The organism is Nocardiopsis sp. iso_25 (assembly GCF_056173305.1).
This window is the reverse complement of record NZ_CM149667.1, coordinates 2,297,571-2,316,776: the sequence shown is the minus strand read 5'-3', so window position 1 is coordinate 2,316,776 and position 19,206 is coordinate 2,297,571. Positions and strand designations below refer to the sequence as shown.

Sequence of the window (19,206 nt, the reverse complement as noted above, 5' to 3'; positions counted from 1 at the left end):
GGCCCGGAACCCACTCGAACACGGCGACCGGCGTCGGGCGACACGGAGCGACCGGCGGCCAACCCTGACGCCGAACCGCCACCACCAGGCATCCTCCCCCGACTCCGACATGCGCTCCGCCCCGGAAGCACGCGCGCAAGGAGAACGGAGAACGAATATCCGGACGGCTCCAGAGGAACCGTTGCGGAAATACTCGGCGCACCGATCGGGTGGAACGCGTTTCAGCAACCTCCCGCACCTGGCCGTGCGCGCGCGTGACCTCAGCAAATTCAACGAGCCGATCTCGGAACCCCGTTCCACACCGGGAACGGAAAAACCGAATCGTGCGGATTCTCCGGTGTTACCTTCGTGGCCGCGTAGCGGCACCAGGGGCAGAGGGAGAGTACGCATGCCGTTGGACCCGAACATGTCCGACTCCTCACGCGACGCCATCAAAGTCCTCACCGGCATCAAGGTCCCCCGCGCCGGCCTCTACCAACTCGGCCACGCCTCCGAGATCTACAACAGCCTCACCCAACGCCTCAAACACCTCGAAGAACTCCTCGCCCTCAGCCGCTCCCACGCCCGCCGCCACTTCGACGGCAAAACCGCCGACAACTACGAACGCTCCCTGGACCAGTTCACCAAGGGCGAGAACAACTACGTCGGCTCCGCCCAGGACAACTCCACCGTCATGTCCACCGAACTCTTCAAGGCCCGCGCCAACGTCGAGTACATGCACATGATGGTCATCGGCCAGTTCATCCAACTCCTGGTCGAGATCGCCTGGGCCATCGCCACCGCCAAGTTCACCTTCGGCGCCTCGCTGAAGTGGATCCCCGTCTTCAAGGCCATCCGCAGCCTGGCCATGCGGCGCATCCTGACCTGGCTCGCCTTCACCGTGCCCAGCCACCAGATCCTCAGCCAGATCTTCGCCAGCATGGACAGCATCATCCAACGCATCCAGATCGGTAAGGGCACCCGCCACAACAAGGACCGCGAACTCACCAAAAGCTCCCACCTGGGCGCCATCGGCGAAGGCCTCATCTCCGCCTTCGCCGCCCTGGGCCTGGACACACTCTTCGGCAACAACCTCGTCAACCTTCTCAAGACCGGCCTCAAAGACCTCAACGGCCTCCCCGACCCACCACCCCTGACCCGCACCGGCCCCGACGGCGGACCCCCACCCCCCGGCCCCCTCAACAACACCCCCGACACACCCCCCGGACCACCCAACGGGGGCCCCGACGGCCCCCCCACCGGCCCCGTCAAGGACGACCCACCCACCGGACCGGTCAAAGACGACCCACCCGCCACCAACCCCGACCGGGGACCCGACACACCCACACCCAAGGACGACCCGACCAGCGGGCCACCGGCGTCCCCGTCCCTGAACCAGGACCTGGCCACCCTCTTCACCCGCCACAACGAAGAACTCCTGGCCCCCTACCACCCCGGCAGCCCCATCGGCGCAGGCGCCTTCGACAACGCCGCCAAAGCCGCCGCCGCCCGCGAGGAGTTCGCCGACCTCTTCGCCCGCCACTTCGGCGACCACCTCGGCCACCAAGCGGCGCGCGACCTGGGCCGCGACTACGCCAACACCCTCACCCGCAACTGGAACAACCCCGCCCTGGGACAACAGCTACGCCAGACCATCGGTGACCGCCTACCCCCCCACATGCGCGACCACCTGGCCGACGTGCCCGTCAACCTCAACCGGCCCCTGGCCGAGTACTTCTCCACCACCGGCGCCTACGCCCAGCAGACCGGCGGCACCATCGGCTCCGGAGCCCTGGAGGGCTACCTCGGCGAAGGCCTGGGCAGCGTCATGGACGGACGCGGCTGGGAAGCCTCGGTGTGGTCGGCCACCGCGGGCGCCTCCCAAGCAGGCATCCAACAAGGCGCCACCGACAGCGCCCTGCACGGCCTGGACCTGTTCAGCCACAGAGACCACACCCCACTCCCACCACCCCAAACCGAAAGCAACAGCTCTGCCGGGAGAGGGTCCGGAGCTCCCGGCAACGGGAACGGCTCACCCCTCTTCGAAAGCGGATCCGAACGGTGGGACGACGGGTCCAGCGGAGAGAACCGGGGCGGGGCGGACCGGGAGGACCGCGGAGGCGGACGCGAGGGCAACAGCGGTCCCGACCGCGACAGCGACGGACAACCCGACCGCGACGGCCCTCCGGCCACCGCCTCGAACGGCACCGGCAACCGCGACGACGTCTCCGACACCGACGACGTCCCCGACCTGGTCAGCGACACCGGCTCCGACTACGGCGACACCGACAGCGAGTCCGGCGACCCCGACGACCACGGCTGGAACACCAACGACAACGCCCGCGTACGCCAGGACGAGGACACCCGCACCCCACTCCCCGGTTCCCTCACCACCCCCGACCCCGCCAAGGACCCCCTCGGTACCACCGACACCAAACACCCCGGCACGAGCGACGACCTCTTCCACCCCGGGATGAACAACGGCCCCCTCGCCGTCAACTTCCTCAACGCCATCACCCCCGACAACCCGGGGATGAACACGCCCCCCGGCGTCGAGCAGACCACACCCGACCCGGGCAACAACGGCGGCACGAACACAGCCGACCGCTCCACCCCCGCACCAGAGCAGCAGCACACCCCCGCCCCCGTCACCGTGGCACCGCCAGCCGGCCACACCACCCCGCCACCCGCAAGCGCACCGCAGAACCCGCCCTCCGACAGCGGCCAGCGCTCCACACCCACCGAGCGCAACAGCGGCGAACGCTCACCCCAACGCACCCACGACACCCGCACCCCCGAGCCGTCCACCCCACCGTCGACCGGCGACGACCCCCAGACCGTCACGACAGACCCCCCGCCCGCACCGGAGACCCAGACCACCGGGAACACCACCGGGCAGGAGCAGCCCCACGGCTCGACGGACGAACAGCGGGCGAACCCCCACACCCCGGCCACCTCCGACGCGCCCTCCCCGGCCGACGTCCCGCTTCCCGCGTCCCACGTCACCGAGAGCGGACAGCCCCAGGACACGGAGGACACCGGGCAGAGCCCGTCCGAACGCGGTGGCGAACAGCCCGAGGGCCGCGACGAGGACACCTCCCGCGACGAAGACCGTTCCCGGGACGGCGAGAGGGACCGGTCCGGCGACGGGAACGAGCGGTCGGGAGAGGAGAGCGGCGACCGCTCCGGAGACGGCGGTAACCGGGGCGACGGAGACCGCTCCGGGGAGGAGAAGGGCGACGGATCCGACGGCGAGGAGGGCAAAGGCGGCGACCGCGAGGACGACGCCGAGTCCGTGCACGGGGAGGACTCCGCCGAAGAGAAGGACGACCAGGAGCAGGACGGCCAGGAGAGCCGCAAGGACGCCCCGCCCGCCACCGAGGCCACGACGCCCGACACGACCGAGGGCACGCCGGTCCCCACGCGGAGCACGGCCACGGACGCGCCTCCGGCACCGCCCGCCGCCGGACCCGACCGCGCGGCGGACAGCGGACCCGACACCCCCGGCAAGGCGCCCACCGACCCCACCGCTTCCGGGATCGACCCGCGCGCCGACGCCCGCGCCGCGTCGGTCCTGGACCGCCTGCCCGAACTCACCCGGGCCCTCGCGGACAACGACATCCCCGGAGCCCGGGCGCTGGGCGCCGAGTTCTGGAGGCATCTGCGACCCGTCGAAGGTCCGGACCCGGAGAACCGCTCCATCCACGAGGCGCGCACGCTCGCGCAGGCACTGGTGTACACCGTCTCCGACCCCTCCGACAGGCGCGTCCCGCTGAGCGGCGAGTCCATCCCTGCCGAACGCGTCCGGGACGCCGAGGTCCTGGCCCGCGGCATCGGCCGCCACCTCCAGGACCGCCACGACCCGGTCCGCGCCCGGCTCTGGCAGCCCGGCGGGCGGCTCACGACGGACTACGTCCAGTACGCGATGCAGGACCCCGCGGACCGGGGACCCTCCCCCTACGGCGCACCGGACACGGTCAAGACCGTCAACACGGCGCTGGTCGACGGCGACGAAGACGCACCGGCCCCGGAAGGACGGTCCGAGGAGCCGCCGACACCGCCCCGGACAGCGACGGACAACGAGGGCCCCGCCGCGTCCGGATCCGGGACGATCCGCCGACTGCCGACCGTTGCCGAAACCGACCGCTACGGCGACCTCCTGCACGACCCCGGCTACAACCCCAACGCCTTCGACACGCTCCCCACCGCGTCCCAGGACGCGGTCTCCTCCTACACCCGGTCCTCCTGGCTGAACCGCTTCGCTCGGATGCGTCCGTTGAACGAGGCGACGGTGCAGGCCGAACTGGACCGGGCCCGGGACGAGAGCCGGTCCCAGCCCGGATGGCAGGTCTACGAGATCGGCGGCGGACGGTGGCCCGACCTGGCACGGCTGGAGGAAGCCGTGGAGCGGGGCGGCCTGAGTCCCGAGCAGGAGCGGATCGTGCGAGGCGTGCTCGACAACCCGTACCCGGAGGCGGCGCTGGAGAACCTCCGCGAACGCTCCGGACGCGCGGGCCGGATCGCCGAATCCCTCGCCCTGGGCGGGGAACCGGCGCACTTCCCCGACGCCCCGGAGGCCCTGGCGTTGATCCGGCGCCTGGACCGCGCCACCAGTCAGCCCTTCCCCGAGGGTTTCGAGGCCGTGCACGGCATGTACCACCACCGGCACCTGCTGGACGGGGGCAGCACCGATCCCCACACCCTCGCGGGGACCACGCACGTGGAACAGGGGTACCTCTCGGTCTCCCTCGGTAACGTTCCGTCCGCGGCGGGCGGCTCCCCCGTCGACCTGATGCGGCTGACCGTGCCGGAAGGCACCCGGGGTCTGTGGGTCGGCGACCGGAGCCAACACCCCGGCGAGCGCGAGGTGATCCTCCCCCGGGGGACCCGCTACCGGATCACCGCGGTCGAGCCCTGGGGGCGCGGTTACCTCTTCCACGCCGAGATCCTGCCCCCCGCCCACGACGACGGGCCCGCCGCGGAGCCCCCGGCCGGGACGGGCGAGGTACTGGACCGCATCGACCGGGCCCTGGACGCGGACGACACGGCAGAGGCTCTGGCCGGGATACGCGAGGCGGCGGAACGCTTCACCGCGGACCTGACCTCCACTCTCCGGGATGCCGCCGGCCCCGGCCGGACCGCGGCGATCGACCGCCTCGAACAGTTGCGGGACCGGGCCGAGCGGCTGGCGGACCGGGCCTCGGAGATCGCCGACACCGCCCCGGAGGCGGTCGCGGCCACGGTCGCCCTGGCCGCGGACCTCGCCGCCGCCGCGGAGGGCATCGCAGCGCGCGGTGCCGCCGACGCGGCCGCGGCCCGGAACGCGGTCCCCGAGCCGTCCGAGGTGGGCCCGGAGGACCCGGACCGGATCACCGACGCCGCACGGGAGCGCGACACAGCCCTCACACGGGTTTCGGACGCCGGCACCGCGCGCGACGACGCCGAACGCGCCTCCCGCATCGCATACGAGGCCGCCGACACCGCCGCCCGCACCGCACGGACCACCGGCAACGATGCCGAGACCCGGGTCGAGGAGGCGCGCGAGGCCGCCGAGACGGCGGACGCCCGGCGCCGCGCCGCGATCACGGCCGCCGAGGACGCGGCCGACCGGCACCAGAGCCTCACCCGCAACGTCAACGTGGCCGCGAGCATCGCCGTCGGTATCGCGCTCAGCGACGCGGCCGCGGCCCGAGGCGACGCCGACGCGACGACGGCCGCCCTCGACCGGGCGCGATCCATCGCCGACCTGGCCTCCCCGGACTCCGCGGCGCGCACGAGACTGAACATGCGCATGAACATGTTGGGGCTCTCCGACCAGGTCGGCTCCAACAATCCCTTGGCCTTCGCCGTGACCGACATCGCCGGAGAGGTACGGGACCCGGACGGGGACGGCACCGGGATGAGCGGCGCCGACCTCGACTCCCTCGCCCGCGGTCTGGCGCTGACCGGTACCGGCGACACGGAGCCGGCCCCGGCGGAGGCGCCCGAGCCGGACACGGACGACGAGACCACCGGGGCCGCTCCTGCCGAGACCGGCGTCTCGCGCGAACAGGAGACACCGCAGGACCCGCCGGCTACCGGGACCGTGGAGACGACGGAGGAGGCGGTGCGCCCGCCCGCGCCGCCCGAGGCCGAGACGCGCGTGCCCACGGAGGAGGCGCGGACCAGGAGCGGAGAACACGAGGAGGGCGCGCCTCCCCCGCCCGCTCCGACCGAGAACGGCGGCACCGAACCGGAGCCGTCGGTGCGGCCCGTCGACACCGGCGTCACGGACACGGAGCACACACCCCCGCCGTCCCCGCAGCACGAGCACGACACCACCGCAGGGCCCGTCGAGACGGTGGACGTCACGGGTACGGAGCAGCCTCCGCCGCCACCGCGGGAGAACACCGACGTCACCACGCACACCGTGGACACGGCGCAGCCTCCGCTGTCCCAGCAGGAGAACACCGGCACCACCACAGACACCACGCACACCGAGGAGGCGGAACGCACGCCCCCTCCACCGCCCCAGCAGGAGACCCCCCGCACCACCACAGACATCACACGCACCGAGGACACGCAACAACCTCCGCCGTCCCCTCCCGCCGAACCCGCGCCGACCGAGACCGAGAGGCCCGTGGCCGCGGAGGAGACGCGGACCGAGACCGAAGACCACGAGGAGAACACCCCTCCCCCACCGCCCCCGCCCGCCGAACCCGTCCAGACCGAGGACCACGACGTGGAAACGGCGGAAACCCCCGTCGACACCAACGTCACCACGGACCCCGCAGACACGGAACAGCCGCCTCCGCCACCCCCGCAGGAGAACACCACCACGGAGACGGAACGCCCACAGCCCGACACCGGCAACACACGGCAACGGGAGGGACCCCCGACCCGGAACTACCCGGGCTCCGTGACACCGGATCGGGCAGAGGCCCCCTACGACATCGGCTACCTGCTGACGTCCAGCCTGGTCAACTCCAGTATGGTCCACGCCGAGCACCTGCGTTCGTTCGTGAACGACACCCTCACCAACGACGCCGGACACGTTGACACCGCGGCGCGCGACGCGGTCAGGGAGCGGATCGACGAGCAGGCCCGCAGGCAGACGGGCGTGTTCTTCCGACCGGAGGGGTTCTCCACGACGGTCACCGGAGCGGACGGCTCCAGATGGCGGGCGGACCTGCGGCTGAACTCCTCCGGCGACGGCTTCCACCACGCGCCCACACAGCCGGAGCGGGGATCGGAGTCCACCGAACTGAAGCTGGTGGACGAGGCCGGGGAGGCCAACCCGGCCGAGGGCGGCGGCAACCACGGCGGCACCAAGTTCGTCGGACTGGGGTTCCAGGTCTCCCCGCTGCTCCTCGGCACAGTGAGCGGAACCGACATCGGTCCCCGCTTCACCGTCAGCTTCTCGGGCGGAACGCGCCAACGGCAGACCGCTGAGACGACGGCCAGCGTCCACGACAGCTACACCAGCTACGAGATCAAGGGCAAACCCGCGGTCTACGCCTCCGACCTGACCATGTCCTTCGACCTGACCCCCCTTCCCCGATCGGAGGACGGGACCGACCGCGACAACGGACCCGCGGACGACGACGCCCCCGCGAACGGCAACACCCCGACGAACAACGACACGCCGGCGGACGGCAACCCCCCTGCGGACGGCGATGCTCCGGCGAACAACGAGGCCCCGGCCAACGACCCCCCGGCCGACCGGGCCGTGAACGCCCGGGCCGAGTCCCCCAACGGAGTGCTCCTGGTCCTTCCGGGCGAGGTCGTGGCCAACGCCGGTCCGCAGACGATCCGCCTGCGCGACCCCTTCGCGACCCAGGACCACCAGCGCGGCCGGGACGACGACGCCAGGCCCGCGGGCCCGCACGCGGACAAGGGGCACCCCGTGTCGGTGGGCGACATCCGCCTGAGCGACGGGTCCTCCGACAAGTCCTTCCCCGACTGGATCGCCGACCACCTCTGGTCCCCCGAGCGGGACCGCGGATGGTGGAGGTCCGTGGTCGACACGGTGACGCCTGGGTTCGTCGAGAAGCGCAGGCAGGAGAAGCTGGACGCCTTCCGCGACCAGATCGGTGAGGTCTTCTCGGAGAAGTCCGTCCGCAACAACCTGCCGAAGATGTCCTCGGCACCCGCGGTCTTCACCGTCAACGACCCCTCGGGCACACCCCGCCTGGTGAGCGTCCAGTCGGTGCCCACCTCCTACGAGGCCAAGCCCCACACCATCCAGCCCGCGAAGTACATCAAGGGCAACGAGTCCGAACGTACGATCGGAACCTCGCTCCGCCACAGCGACTTCCTCGGCGGGAGCCTGGGCGCCGGAGTGAGCGTCGACGTCGGAACACCGGGCGGCACCCACATGGTGCGCGCCGACGCGCTGTCCGTGGAGGGGGGCCTGCGGGGCCGGGGAATCGACGAGAGCACGCGGTTGTCGTCGGGGGCGGCCAACAGGATGAACTACGGCAAGACCGAGTCGTCCGCCTACGACGTCCAGCGCAACTACTACGTGCACTTCGACGGCGAGCCCGACAACGTGTACCGCTTCCAAGGCGACACGGTCGAGATCCTCACCGTCCAGGAGGCCCGCATCCTGAACGGGGACGAGCCCTCGGACAAGGTGCCCGTGCCCCCCGCTCCCGTCCGGACCGAGGGGAACACGACGGCACCGCCGGTGGTGGACACCCACGAGACGGCACCCAACACCACCGGGAACCAGCGGCCCGGGAACGAGCAGGGCGGGGACACCGGTGACGGGAACGTCCGGCCCGAGGGACAGGACCAGCAGCGGGGGAACGGACAGGACAGGGCACGACCGCCCGCGGAACAGCCCCCCGTGGAACAACAGCCCGGGGAACAGCCCCCCGCGCAACAACCTCCGGGGGAACAGCGCGCCCAGAACGAGCGGCCCGAGGGCCCCCGACCCCCTCGTCCCAACCTGGACCAGGACCAGCCGGTCACCTTCCACGGGTCCGTGCCCCGCGACTTCACCTGGCCCGACGGCAGCCAGTACCGCGACGTCAACGGGCAGCAGCGCAGTATCTACCAGCAGATCGCGCACGAGGTGCTGACCGGCCTGGCCGACAAGCGGCCCGGCCTGGTCCTGCCCGAGCTGGCGCGCGACTCGAAGAACTTCGCGCGGCGACCCGGCCACGAGACCACGAGCCCGTTCACCGGTTCCACGCGCGAGCACCGCCCCTTCCGGCGTGACCACGACGTCGCCGTCTTCAACACGCACAGGGTCATGGACGCCATCTCCGCGTCCGTGTTCAAGAGCGGTGAGGACGACCTGACGCTGCACGGCCAGCCCATCCACCTGATCGACTCGGGGAGGTTCGACCCCAGCGCGCTCTTCAAACCGGGCAAGGACGTGCTGCGTCCCCCGTTCGTAGCGGTACGCGTCACCGCGGACTTCTCCGCGCTCAGACACGTAGGGGAGACCACGAGGGGCACCGGAGGCGAGTACTCGGGCTCGTCTGAGCGCAGTACCGCGGACGGCTCGCAGACGCGTAAGACGGCCCGGGTCACCACTGGCGCCTACGTCCGCCGGATCGACACCGTCGACGCGGCCGACAACCCGAGCGACGGCGGCGTTTTCTCGGTCTCCGGCCAGCTGAACAGCACCAAGGGCGGCGGCCAGGGCCTGGGCGTCAAGACCCAGAGCGAGGAGATCATCCAGTACGCGGAGGACTCCAGCGTCTGGAACTCCACGGTCCGTTTCTCGGCGAAGCTCTACGAGAACGACGACCTGGGCATGGTCCTGGGCGGCGATAGGCCGCTGAGCGAGCGCGGGCACGACCTGCTCGACGCCCCGATCCAGGCCCTGGCCACGATGGACACGGCCAGGTCGGTCCCCAACGGGGAAGGCGGCGGCCGGGACGGCACCGCCCCACAGGCCACCCGGATCCGGCCGATCCCGGTCGACCAGGCCAAGGAGATGATCGACGGCCACACGGCACCGGCACCGGACAGCGTCCGCAAGCGGCGCGACGTGACCGGGACGGTCAAGAGGTGGTTCGGCGGAGGGCCGGACAGGCAGCCTCCAGCCGGACGGACTCCCGCACCGGCGAACGGTCAGCAGGAGACGACCGGCGACGGACCGCGGGGCGACGGCGCACCTCCCGTCAACCCCGCCCCACGGTCGGAGAACAACACCGACACCGCCGAGCAACAGGACACCACGGGGAACAACACCACCGGACAGCAGGACACCACCAGGAGCACCCCCGACCTCCGCACCCCGGAACAGCGCCGGGCCGAACTGATCCGCGACCTGGGCCCCACCGTCGAACACGTCAACACCCGGTTCACCACCGACGATGACAACCGGACGGGCAGCCTGCTCGACGCCTCCTACGAGAACTTCTCCTCCGTTCCGCCGTGGGAGGGGCGTGAGGGCGTCCAGCGCACCCCCGGCAAGTTCGGTTTCGAGCGCAAGCTGCGGCACTTCCTGGTCCGGGGCCAGGGCAGCAGGCAGTTCTACGAGAACGCCCTCTCACCGGAGAACCTCGCGGGGAACCCGGCGTTGCAGTCCTCCGGCGGCGCACGCACGCGTACCGAGATGAGCGGCGGCCTGCTCTCCCCGCACGACGTCCGCGCGACGACGGCCACCCAGTTCGACATCGACTCGGTCGACCGCTTCGAGCAGTCCGACGGCGCGATCGTCTGGAAGGACAAGAACACCCTGGAGGTGTTCACCAGGGAGGGCAAGAGGACCGACGTGACCCTCCTGGCCACGGGCGGAGGCAGGTACAACCCCAACCCCATCCAGCCAGCCGAGCAGCCCGCGGGCGGCACCGAGCCCGCGCCCAACTCCGCGGGTGCTCCCCTGATCCAACTCGGCCCGTCCGCGGGCAAGAGCCTGTTCGACCGTTACACCAACACCAGGCCCACGTCGAAGTTCTCCGAGACGGTGGAGTTCCACCCCAAGATCCCGATGTCGTACTCCTTCTCCGCCTCGGGGCGCGTGACGCAGGCGGTGGAGTTCGTCAAGCACTGGAGCATCGGGCCGACGATTCCCCGCGCCGCGCGCTACCGGGGCTGGCAGGCCCACGTCCGCGACCTGGTCACCGGGCTGGTCCACATCCGCGACGCCCACCAGTCGGGCCTGGTCCAGGACAAGGTCGAGGAGACCGACGACGGGCTGATCCGCTCCCCGCAACCCGAGCCCGACCGGCCCGCGGGCGTGAGACCGCGTCCGGGGTTCGAGGACTCCGGCAAGATGGTCCGGCCCGCCAACCCGGACGAGGCCCTCCAGAACCTCGCCGACGACCTGGCCTCACAGGGATGGGAGCTGACCAAGGACAGCCGGGAAAGCATCCTGCACACCCTCAACTCCCACACTGGGCTCAACCCCAACACCGGAACGCCGGTAGCGGTGAAGATCCGGTCCATCGACCACTCGATCGGCGATCTCAACGCGCCGACCACCGCTCCGCTGTCCCTGGACGCCACCGTGAACCTGCGGCTCGACAGGGGTGACACGGAGGTCAAGTACCTGGGCGGCAAGACGGAGTACCGGCAGCGCCAGGAGTGGGATGACGGGGACCGGCTCCAGCAGGGCGGGGAGAGCTCCACGTCCGCGGGGGCACAAGGAGCGCTCCTGCCCCAACTGCCCCGTCCGGGGGGCGACCAGCCCGGGGGCACCACCCCGTCGAGCACCCCCTACCTGATGGGCGTGTACGGCGACGGCTCCGGGATGAACGCGCACGGCGACGGCCAGATCAACCGGGACACGGACAAGCGCTCCATCGGGCTGACCATGGAGACGCCCTACGCGCGGGTGTCGTCGGGCACGCGGCTCACGCTCGACCTGCACATCTCCGACAAGCAGGGTGTGGCCAACTCCCTGACGAGGGAGACCCCCGGCTCGGGCGGACGCCGGGACTTCACCGGTACGGGCGACTCGGGCCGGGTGGAGGCGCTGTACCCGACCCCCTACCTCGACCTGTCGGGGACGGAAAACACTACCGACGGAACCGGCACCACAAGACCGACCGGCAACCGGACGGACACCCCGGGCGGAACCGACACCACCAGGCCAACCGACAACAGAACCGACGACCCGGGCGGAACCGACACCACCCGGCCCGCCACCGATAGGACCGACGACGACAACGGCACAGCCACCACCAGGCCGACCGACGGCGGAACCACCACCGCGGGCGACACCACCAGCAGGACCACGGGCGGCGCCGACACCAGACCGCCCGGCGGCGGTCGGCACGCGGACAACCAGCCGCCCCCTCCGGAGAACCCCTCCCACGACCACCACGCCTCGCTGTCCGACATGATGCGCAACTGGTCGCGGGCCACGGACCCCGGGTCCAGGGGAGACTTCAGGGACGGCGTGGTCATGCCCGTGGCCGTCGAGAACAACGGCAAGGACGTCCGCGACCTCATGCACGTCGTCGCGGCCAAGTCGCTGGGCTGGAACCCGCCCGCGAACTCCGTCAGAGACGGGCGCTACACCCCGCAGGCCATCACACAGGCGGCCGAGTACACAGCGAACAAGCTGGGTCTCAACTCCCGCAACAACGCCATCGACCAGTCCCTCAACGCGATCTCCCTCAAGGCCCTCTTCCCCCAGGCCAACGCGGAGTCGGGCACCGAGATGATCGAGATGGGCCGGACCACGTGGAGCGTGCGTGCCGTGCCCCGGCCGGAGACGGCGCGCATCATCGACTTCAACCCGAGCGTGCGGCTGACCGACTCCTCGGAGTCGAGCAGGACGTTCTCCCCGTTCCACAACGAGTCGTCCACGGCGACCATGGGGGTAGACGCACGCCCCTCGGGACGCACCGGAACGGGACCGCCGACGACGGCCATCCACTACGGCTCGGCCAACGCCACCGGATCGTCCACGTCCGGGGGCGACACCGCGCGGGGGAGCAAGCCGAAGGAGCCGCCCCACTCCGACCGCGTCCGCACCGGCCCCGCCTACCTGATGGAGATCGACACCACCTGGGGCGTCGGCGTCAGGTCCGAAATGCGCGGCCCCTGGTACAAGCGCTCGGCGCGCTATGTGGGGGACAGGACCGCGGCCGCGGGCAGGTACACCGCGGCCAAGGTGCGCGGCGTGTTCGGCGACCGGAGCGCCCCCGCCCCGCAGCCGTCCCGGCCCGCCCGGTGGCAGCGGGGTGAGACCCCCACCAAGATCACCACGTGGGTCTCCCACGGCGACGCGGTGAAGCTGGGCTTGATCACCCCCGACAACGCCGCCCGGATCACGCCCCTGACCGAGCGCTTCACCAACCTCCAGAAGACGCTCGGCGACGCGGAGAAGGCCTACCTCAACGCCCGCCTGCCGCTGGACGCCGCGGCCTCCGACCGGATGGCCTCCCCCGACGACCCGCGGGTCCAGCAGCGCTACGCCGACCTGGAGTCCACCTACGAGGACCGGTTGGCGGACTTCAACACGGCACTGCGCGACTGGGAGACGGCGCTCCGGGAACTTCGCGGCAACCTGGACGATCCCTCGTCCCTGCCCGCACCCCGGCCGCGGACCGTGAGCGCCCCCTTCCTCGACACCATCCAGGAGGAGCCGCCGCCTCCCCCGCCCCCGCAGCGCAACACCCCGGGACTCGTGGACGACCCCGCGGTCGACCCCGCTGCCATCGAGCTGCCCGAGCGGAACAACCGGCCGCCCGGGGAGAACAACCGGCCAGCGGAGGAGAACAACCGGGCACCCGAACGGAACACCGGACAGCGCGGCACCGAGCCGAGCCTGCTGGACGCGCTCGGTTCGGACTTCAACATCCATCCTGCGGAGAGCCCGGTACCTCCGGACGAGGAGGAGCGGACCCGCCTGGACGAGAAAGGCCCCATCCACGTACCGGGGATCGACGGTCTGTTGGGGATCCACCAGATCCCGAGGTCGCCGGAGGAGTGGAACCGGTACTTCGAGGACCTGGCGAACGGCCGACCGCTGCCCTCGGCGAACGAAGGCGGGCTGCCCCCGCACGGCACCGACCCGACCGACGTCCGAACGGACCAGCGCTCACCCGACCAGACGGAGACGCACCGCACGCCCGCTCCGGAGCGCGCCGAAGACCCCGCCGACACGCACACGAGGGACAGTTCGGAGAGCCTGTACGAGAACAGCGACCAGGAGGAGACCCCTCACGTCCGCCTGCTCGACAGGCTCTACCCGGAGGCGTCGACTTGGGACCGGGACCAACGCGAGCGCGCGGCACGATGGCACCTCAACCGGAGACTGGGCCCGCCCCTCCTGGAGGACGACGGACTCTCCCCGGTCGACGCCGACCAGACAGGGCAACGCTCCCCCCACCAGCCGGAGGACCGCCCCGACCACGGCACGGACACCCAACGGGACGAGGAGACCCACTCGGAGGAGTCCTTCCTGGACTCGGACGACATCAGGAGGATGCAGATCCAGCTTGCCCGGCTGATGTCCACGAGCCCGCCCCCCGCCGACGGAAACGAACCGTCCCCACCCGGCACGAACCCGACAGACAGCCGCGAAGACCAGCGCTCCCCCGCCCCGGCCGAGGCTCCTCCGAACCGCGACGGCCGACCGCAGGATGAGTCGACCGCGCGACCGACCCGGCCGGTCCCCGAGGAGACCCCCGATACCCGACCCCGGCTTCTGCCCCCGGACCAGAACGAAGAGGGCTCCCCCACCCTGCCCAGGGACCGCACGGACACCTCCCGGCAGGAGGGGACCGCGCCCCCGACGGAACAGGCTCCCCCGGCCCCCGACCTGTTCGCGTTCTTCGACCAGGAGTTGAACGGTCCCGCGGACAGCGGAGGCGACCGCTCCGCGCAGGACACCACGCACACCCCCTCCGGCCAGGAGACGACCGCCGGGCCCGTACCGGCCGCCAACGACGACGGGGGCCACGAGACCCCGACGCCCGAGACTGCGCCCGCGGTGACCGAGCCCGACCCGTCCCTGCAGCAGCCCGAGCCCGGGGACGGGGAGACGGCGAAGGACCCCGGGCATACGCAGGACGAGAAGGAGGAGGAGAAGGACACCGAGGAGGAGGTCGAGGACGCCCCCACCGACACCAAGGACCAGCGCAAGGACGGGGAAGACGACGGCGGTCCCGACAAGGACGGCTCCGGGGGGAGGGGCGGAGACCGGACCGGCGGCAACGGAGGCTCCGGCCAGGACCGCTCCGGAGGCGGAGGCGAGCAGGGCGGCAGCAGTGGCAGTGGCAGGACCGGTGAGGGTGACCGTTCCGGGGACCCGGGCGGTTCCGGGGGGAAGGACCGCGGGAAGCAGGGGACGGAGGACCGCTCCCCGCATGGAGGCCGACAGGGCGGCACGAACCACAGCCGCGGGGGGAGCCCGGCCCGTCCCGACACCGACTCGGACGGCTACGACAGCGCCGGCGACCTGCCCCTGCACGACGTCCCCGACACACCGGTACAGCGGCCCCGCGGCTCGGTGTCCGACGAACCGCAGGTCCGACCGCTGCGCAACGAGGACGGCTCCCCCTCCAGCTCCGTGGACCCGAAGTTTTCGGACAAGGAGAACGGCTTCCCCGAGGCCCTCGGTACCAAGCCCTTCCCCGCCGACTTCCTGGGACTGCTCAACCCCGAGTCCGACTTCGAACAGCCGCTGCCCAGTTCGGTGACCGACTTCCCGGCCTTCCCCGTGACCGGTGACAACGGCGGACCGTGGAACAACCCACCCGGCCGCAACAACGACGGCCAGGGCGACAACCAGCCGCCCGCCAGCGCTCCCCCGCGCCCCGCCTGAGGCAGCGGCAACACCTCCCGAAACCTCTTCGGCAACACCAGCACCCAGCGCCCCGGACCGGTGGTCAACCCACCACCGGCCGCCCAAAGCAGCAGCGCCCCCGCCCTCAGAGGCGACCCCAACTCAGCCATCAACCAATTCGGTCTCGAAAACACCACCGGGGAGAACCACCTCCTCTCCAGCAACCTCACAGACGGAAGAATCCTCGGTAAAATCCCCGACTCACGCGCCACGAAAGACAACACAGGAAAAATCATCACCGTCGACGGACAACCCCTGGAAGAACTCCAGTTCAAACTCCTGGACGCACGCACCCAAGAGGTCCAAGACCTACTCGAAAACCAGACAAAGATCAAATTTGACCTCGCCAACCAACCATGGTGGAAACCCGGGCGCGACGGCATGACCAACCCCAACGAAAACGATCTGGAAGGAGAACCGGGAGCGGTCAACTCCATCGTCATCGACCGAGTGAGCGGGCTCGTCGCAGAAGGCATGAACGGAAGGCAGGGCGCCTCACCCGTCCCGACCGACAGACTGCACCCAGTAATCACCAGAAGGATCAACGCGATTCGCGAAGCCGGACCCCACGAGATACACAGGGACAAGAGGCCCACTGGGCAGACAAACCTCCACCCCATGGCGGATGCCCCCATCGCCACACCGAGGTCAAGGCGATCAACGCACTGCTCAGAGCCAGGAACAACGCCAGGATGAGCGACTTCCAGATCGACAACCTGTTCACCCTCAAAAAGGATCCATGGGGGCGCGAGCGCTGCCCGTGCTGCGCGAACTGTACCTGGATCACCTGGGGAGCACCCGCACCACGCACCGGAAAATCCACCTACGCCTCCGGCCACCGCCAAGTGGTGGACACCGATTGGACTCCCCCCTATGCGCAGGGTTGACCACAGGGACCTCGAATTCCCAGAAGGAGGAAGGACGGCACTCCTCGGCCAGCCCTTCACCGGACAAGCCACCACCCGGGGAACAACCGAAACCAGCGCCCAGACATTCATCGAGGACATCGAGAGCGGACCCGAACTCGCCTGGCACAACGACGGACAACTCCTCTCCCTGGACCACACCTCCCCCGGAGGAATGCCGGTAGGACCACTGCACCGCTGGGACAAAGGCAGACTCACGTACGAACACATCAACGACCCGTTCGCGAACCAACGCGTCACCCGCAACCGGGATACCTCAGGCCACCTCATCACCGAGGAACGACACCAGAGGTTGTTCGCCTCCCACGATCCCCACACCGGCCGGAAAGTGTTCCTGGCCTGGCACCAACTACGGGTGTCCGCGACCATGCACCACCCCGCCCACCAGGAGTTCCTGGTCGTGCCCGATGTCGACGAACTCACCGCCGAAGACGTGGAGGGGCTCGGCCGCCGGGTCCTGTTCCAGGGCACGCCCTACACCGGCGAAGCCGTCACCCACGGCCGCCTGGACCGGGTCAGGATGCACACCTTCGTCGAGGGCGTCGAGGACGGACTCGCCCTAACCTGGGCGTCCACCGGAAAACTCATCGCCCAGGGCCCCACCCAACACCCCCACGGCCCCATCGGCCCCCGGCACCAGTGGGACGAACAAGGACGGCTCCTGCGCGAGACCATCCACGACGCCCTGGGCAACCGCGTCATCGTCCGCGAACTCGACGAGACCGGAAACATCGCCCGCGAAGAACGCAGAGCCCCCACACGCCTGGTCCGCGACCCCGAAACCGGCGAGGAACGCCCCGCCTCCTGACTCTGAGGAGCGGCCGCGCTCCCGCGCCGGGGCCGCGGAGCCGCCGTCCCCGCGTCCGCGGGGCCCGCTCCGGAGGCGAACGACGCGGACCGGTCACCGGACGCTCATGGAACGTACACGGGAAACCGAGTACGCTACCGCAGTCGGCCCTGCCGTCCGGGCCCCGCCCGCACGGTCGGCGCCCCAACGGCGGCGGTCACAGCGCCGCCCGCGCACGGAAGGGCGCCACGGAACGGCGGTGAAGAGGCTCCGCGACGGCGCGCCTCACGGTCCGGCGTTCCGCGTGAGGTTGGCGCAGGGTCGGGTCCCCCGTCCCGCTCCCCGCGCGCGGCCTCCGAAGGGACGACGCCCCCCGCGCCCCGTCCGGGCCGCCCCACCGGGTACGAAGCGCCCCGAGGACACCCCTGAGAGTCTGGAGCACACGTCAGGTGACCGCACACACCGATCCGGGACCCGCCCGGCCCCGGCGCCGCCGCACCGCCGCCGCGGCGCTGGCCCTCGGGCTCCTCGCACCCCTCACCGCGGCCCCGGCCGCGGCCGAGGCTCCCCAGGACCCGGTCTCGCTCGCGCAGGTCCACCCCTTCAAGGCCGACAACCAGCCGTGCGCGGCCACCGGCGGGGACGTCGTGGAGCAGAGGCCCTGGACGCACCACTTCCTCGGCCTGTCGCGGGCCCACGACCTGAGCACCGGCGAGGGGGTGGGCGTGGCGCTGCTGGCCCCGGAGGTGGACGGGGACGTCCCCGCGCTGGCCGACGCCGTGGAGGGCGGGCAGTCCGCCGACTGCCTGGGGTTCGGCACGTCGCTGGCCGGGGTGGTCGCCGCCCGGTCCGCGGAGGGCAGCGGCCTGGTCGGGGTGGCCCCGGGCGCGTCGGTAACGGCCGTGGCCACCGGCAGCCCCCTGACCGGTCTGGCCTCGGCGCAGGAGATCGCCGCCGGAATAGAGAGCGCGGTGGGGGCGGGTGCCCGCGTGGTCCTGGTGGGCACGGGCACGTGGGAGGCGTCCCCGGCCCTGGAGTCCGCGGTGGCCGCCGCAGAGGAGTCCGACGCCCTGGTCGTGGCACCCGCGACGGTTCCCACCTCCCGGGGGCCGCTGCCGGGCCAGCCCGCCCAGCACGCGTCGGTGCTGAGCGTGGCCGCGCACGACGTGGAGGGTCTGCCCATGGCCCAGGGGCCGCTGGTCCTGCCCAGCGGCGACCTGGCCCGTGTGGACCTGACCGCGCCGGGCGACCGGGTGGTGGGGACCGGTCCGGGCGGTGGCCACGTGGCCACCGCGGGCGACGGCGTGGCCGCGGCGTTCGTGGCGGGGACCGCGGCCCTGCTCATGGAGCGGGAGCCGGACCTGAGCGCCGATCAGGTGCGTGAGCGGCTGACCACCACGGCCTACGCCTCCCCCCGGGGCGACGCGGACCCTCTGTCGGGGCACGGCAGGGTGGACCCGCTGGCGGCGATGGCCATCGCCCCGGGCGGAGCCCCCGCCGGGGTGGCGGGCGAGGGATTCGTCCCCGACCCCTCCCCCTACGGTTCGGTGGACGCGCCGCCCACGGCGGCCGTAGTGTCCGTGACCCTCCTGCTCATCGTGCTGTGCGTCCTGGGCGGGGCGGTGTACAAGCTCGGGAAGGCGCGCGGGTGGCGCGCCGCCGCCCCGGGCGAGCCGGTGCCGATGCGCTCCGACGAACCGGTGCGCTGAGGCGTCGGGGCCTGTGGGGCGCACCTTCCGGTGCGCCCCACAGGCCCCGACCGTCCCCGTCGC

5 protein-coding genes are annotated in these 19,206 nt (G+C 71.5%); all 5 read left to right on the top strand.

What is annotated here, in order from left to right; all coding sequences use genetic code 11:
- Positions 1 to 388 precede the first annotated feature (388 nt).
- The 5 genes from AC0VX6_RS10005 to AC0VX6_RS09985 all read left to right on the top strand — a co-directional run bounded on the left by AC0VX6_RS10005 (position 389) and on the right by AC0VX6_RS09985 (position 19,143).
- Positions 389 to 15,700 carry an ADP-ribosyltransferase gene (locus AC0VX6_RS10005; protein ID WP_475468294.1) on the top strand — a complete coding sequence of 5,104 codons (15,312 nt, stop codon included), beginning with the start codon at positions 389 to 391 and terminating at the stop codon, positions 15,698 to 15,700.
- Between the two features lie 60 nt (positions 15,701 to 15,760).
- Positions 15,761 to 16,417, top strand: a complete 657-nt coding sequence (locus AC0VX6_RS10000) for a hypothetical protein (protein WP_475468293.1) — start codon at positions 15,761 to 15,763, stop codon at positions 16,415 to 16,417.
- The gene (locus tag AC0VX6_RS09995; RefSeq protein ID WP_475468291.1) at positions 16,414 to 16,608 is read left to right on the top strand and encodes a hypothetical protein; all 195 of its coding nucleotides are present in this window, start codon (positions 16,414 to 16,416) and stop codon (positions 16,606 to 16,608) included. Before AC0VX6_RS10000 ends, AC0VX6_RS09995 begins: the two co-directional genes overlap by 4 nt.
- Positions 16,595 to 17,455 carry a toxin-antitoxin system YwqK family antitoxin gene (locus AC0VX6_RS09990; RefSeq protein ID WP_475468290.1) on the top strand — a complete coding sequence of 287 codons (861 nt, stop codon included), beginning with the start codon at positions 16,595 to 16,597 and terminating at the stop codon, positions 17,453 to 17,455. The genes AC0VX6_RS09995 and AC0VX6_RS09990 overlap by 14 nt, the downstream gene beginning before the upstream one ends.
- 428 nt (positions 17,456 to 17,883) lie before the next feature.
- Positions 17,884 to 19,143: a S8 family peptidase gene (locus AC0VX6_RS09985; protein WP_475468288.1), complete on the top strand. Its 1,260-nt coding sequence runs from the start codon at positions 17,884 to 17,886 to the stop codon at positions 19,141 to 19,143.
- Positions 19,144 to 19,206 lie beyond the last annotated feature (63 nt).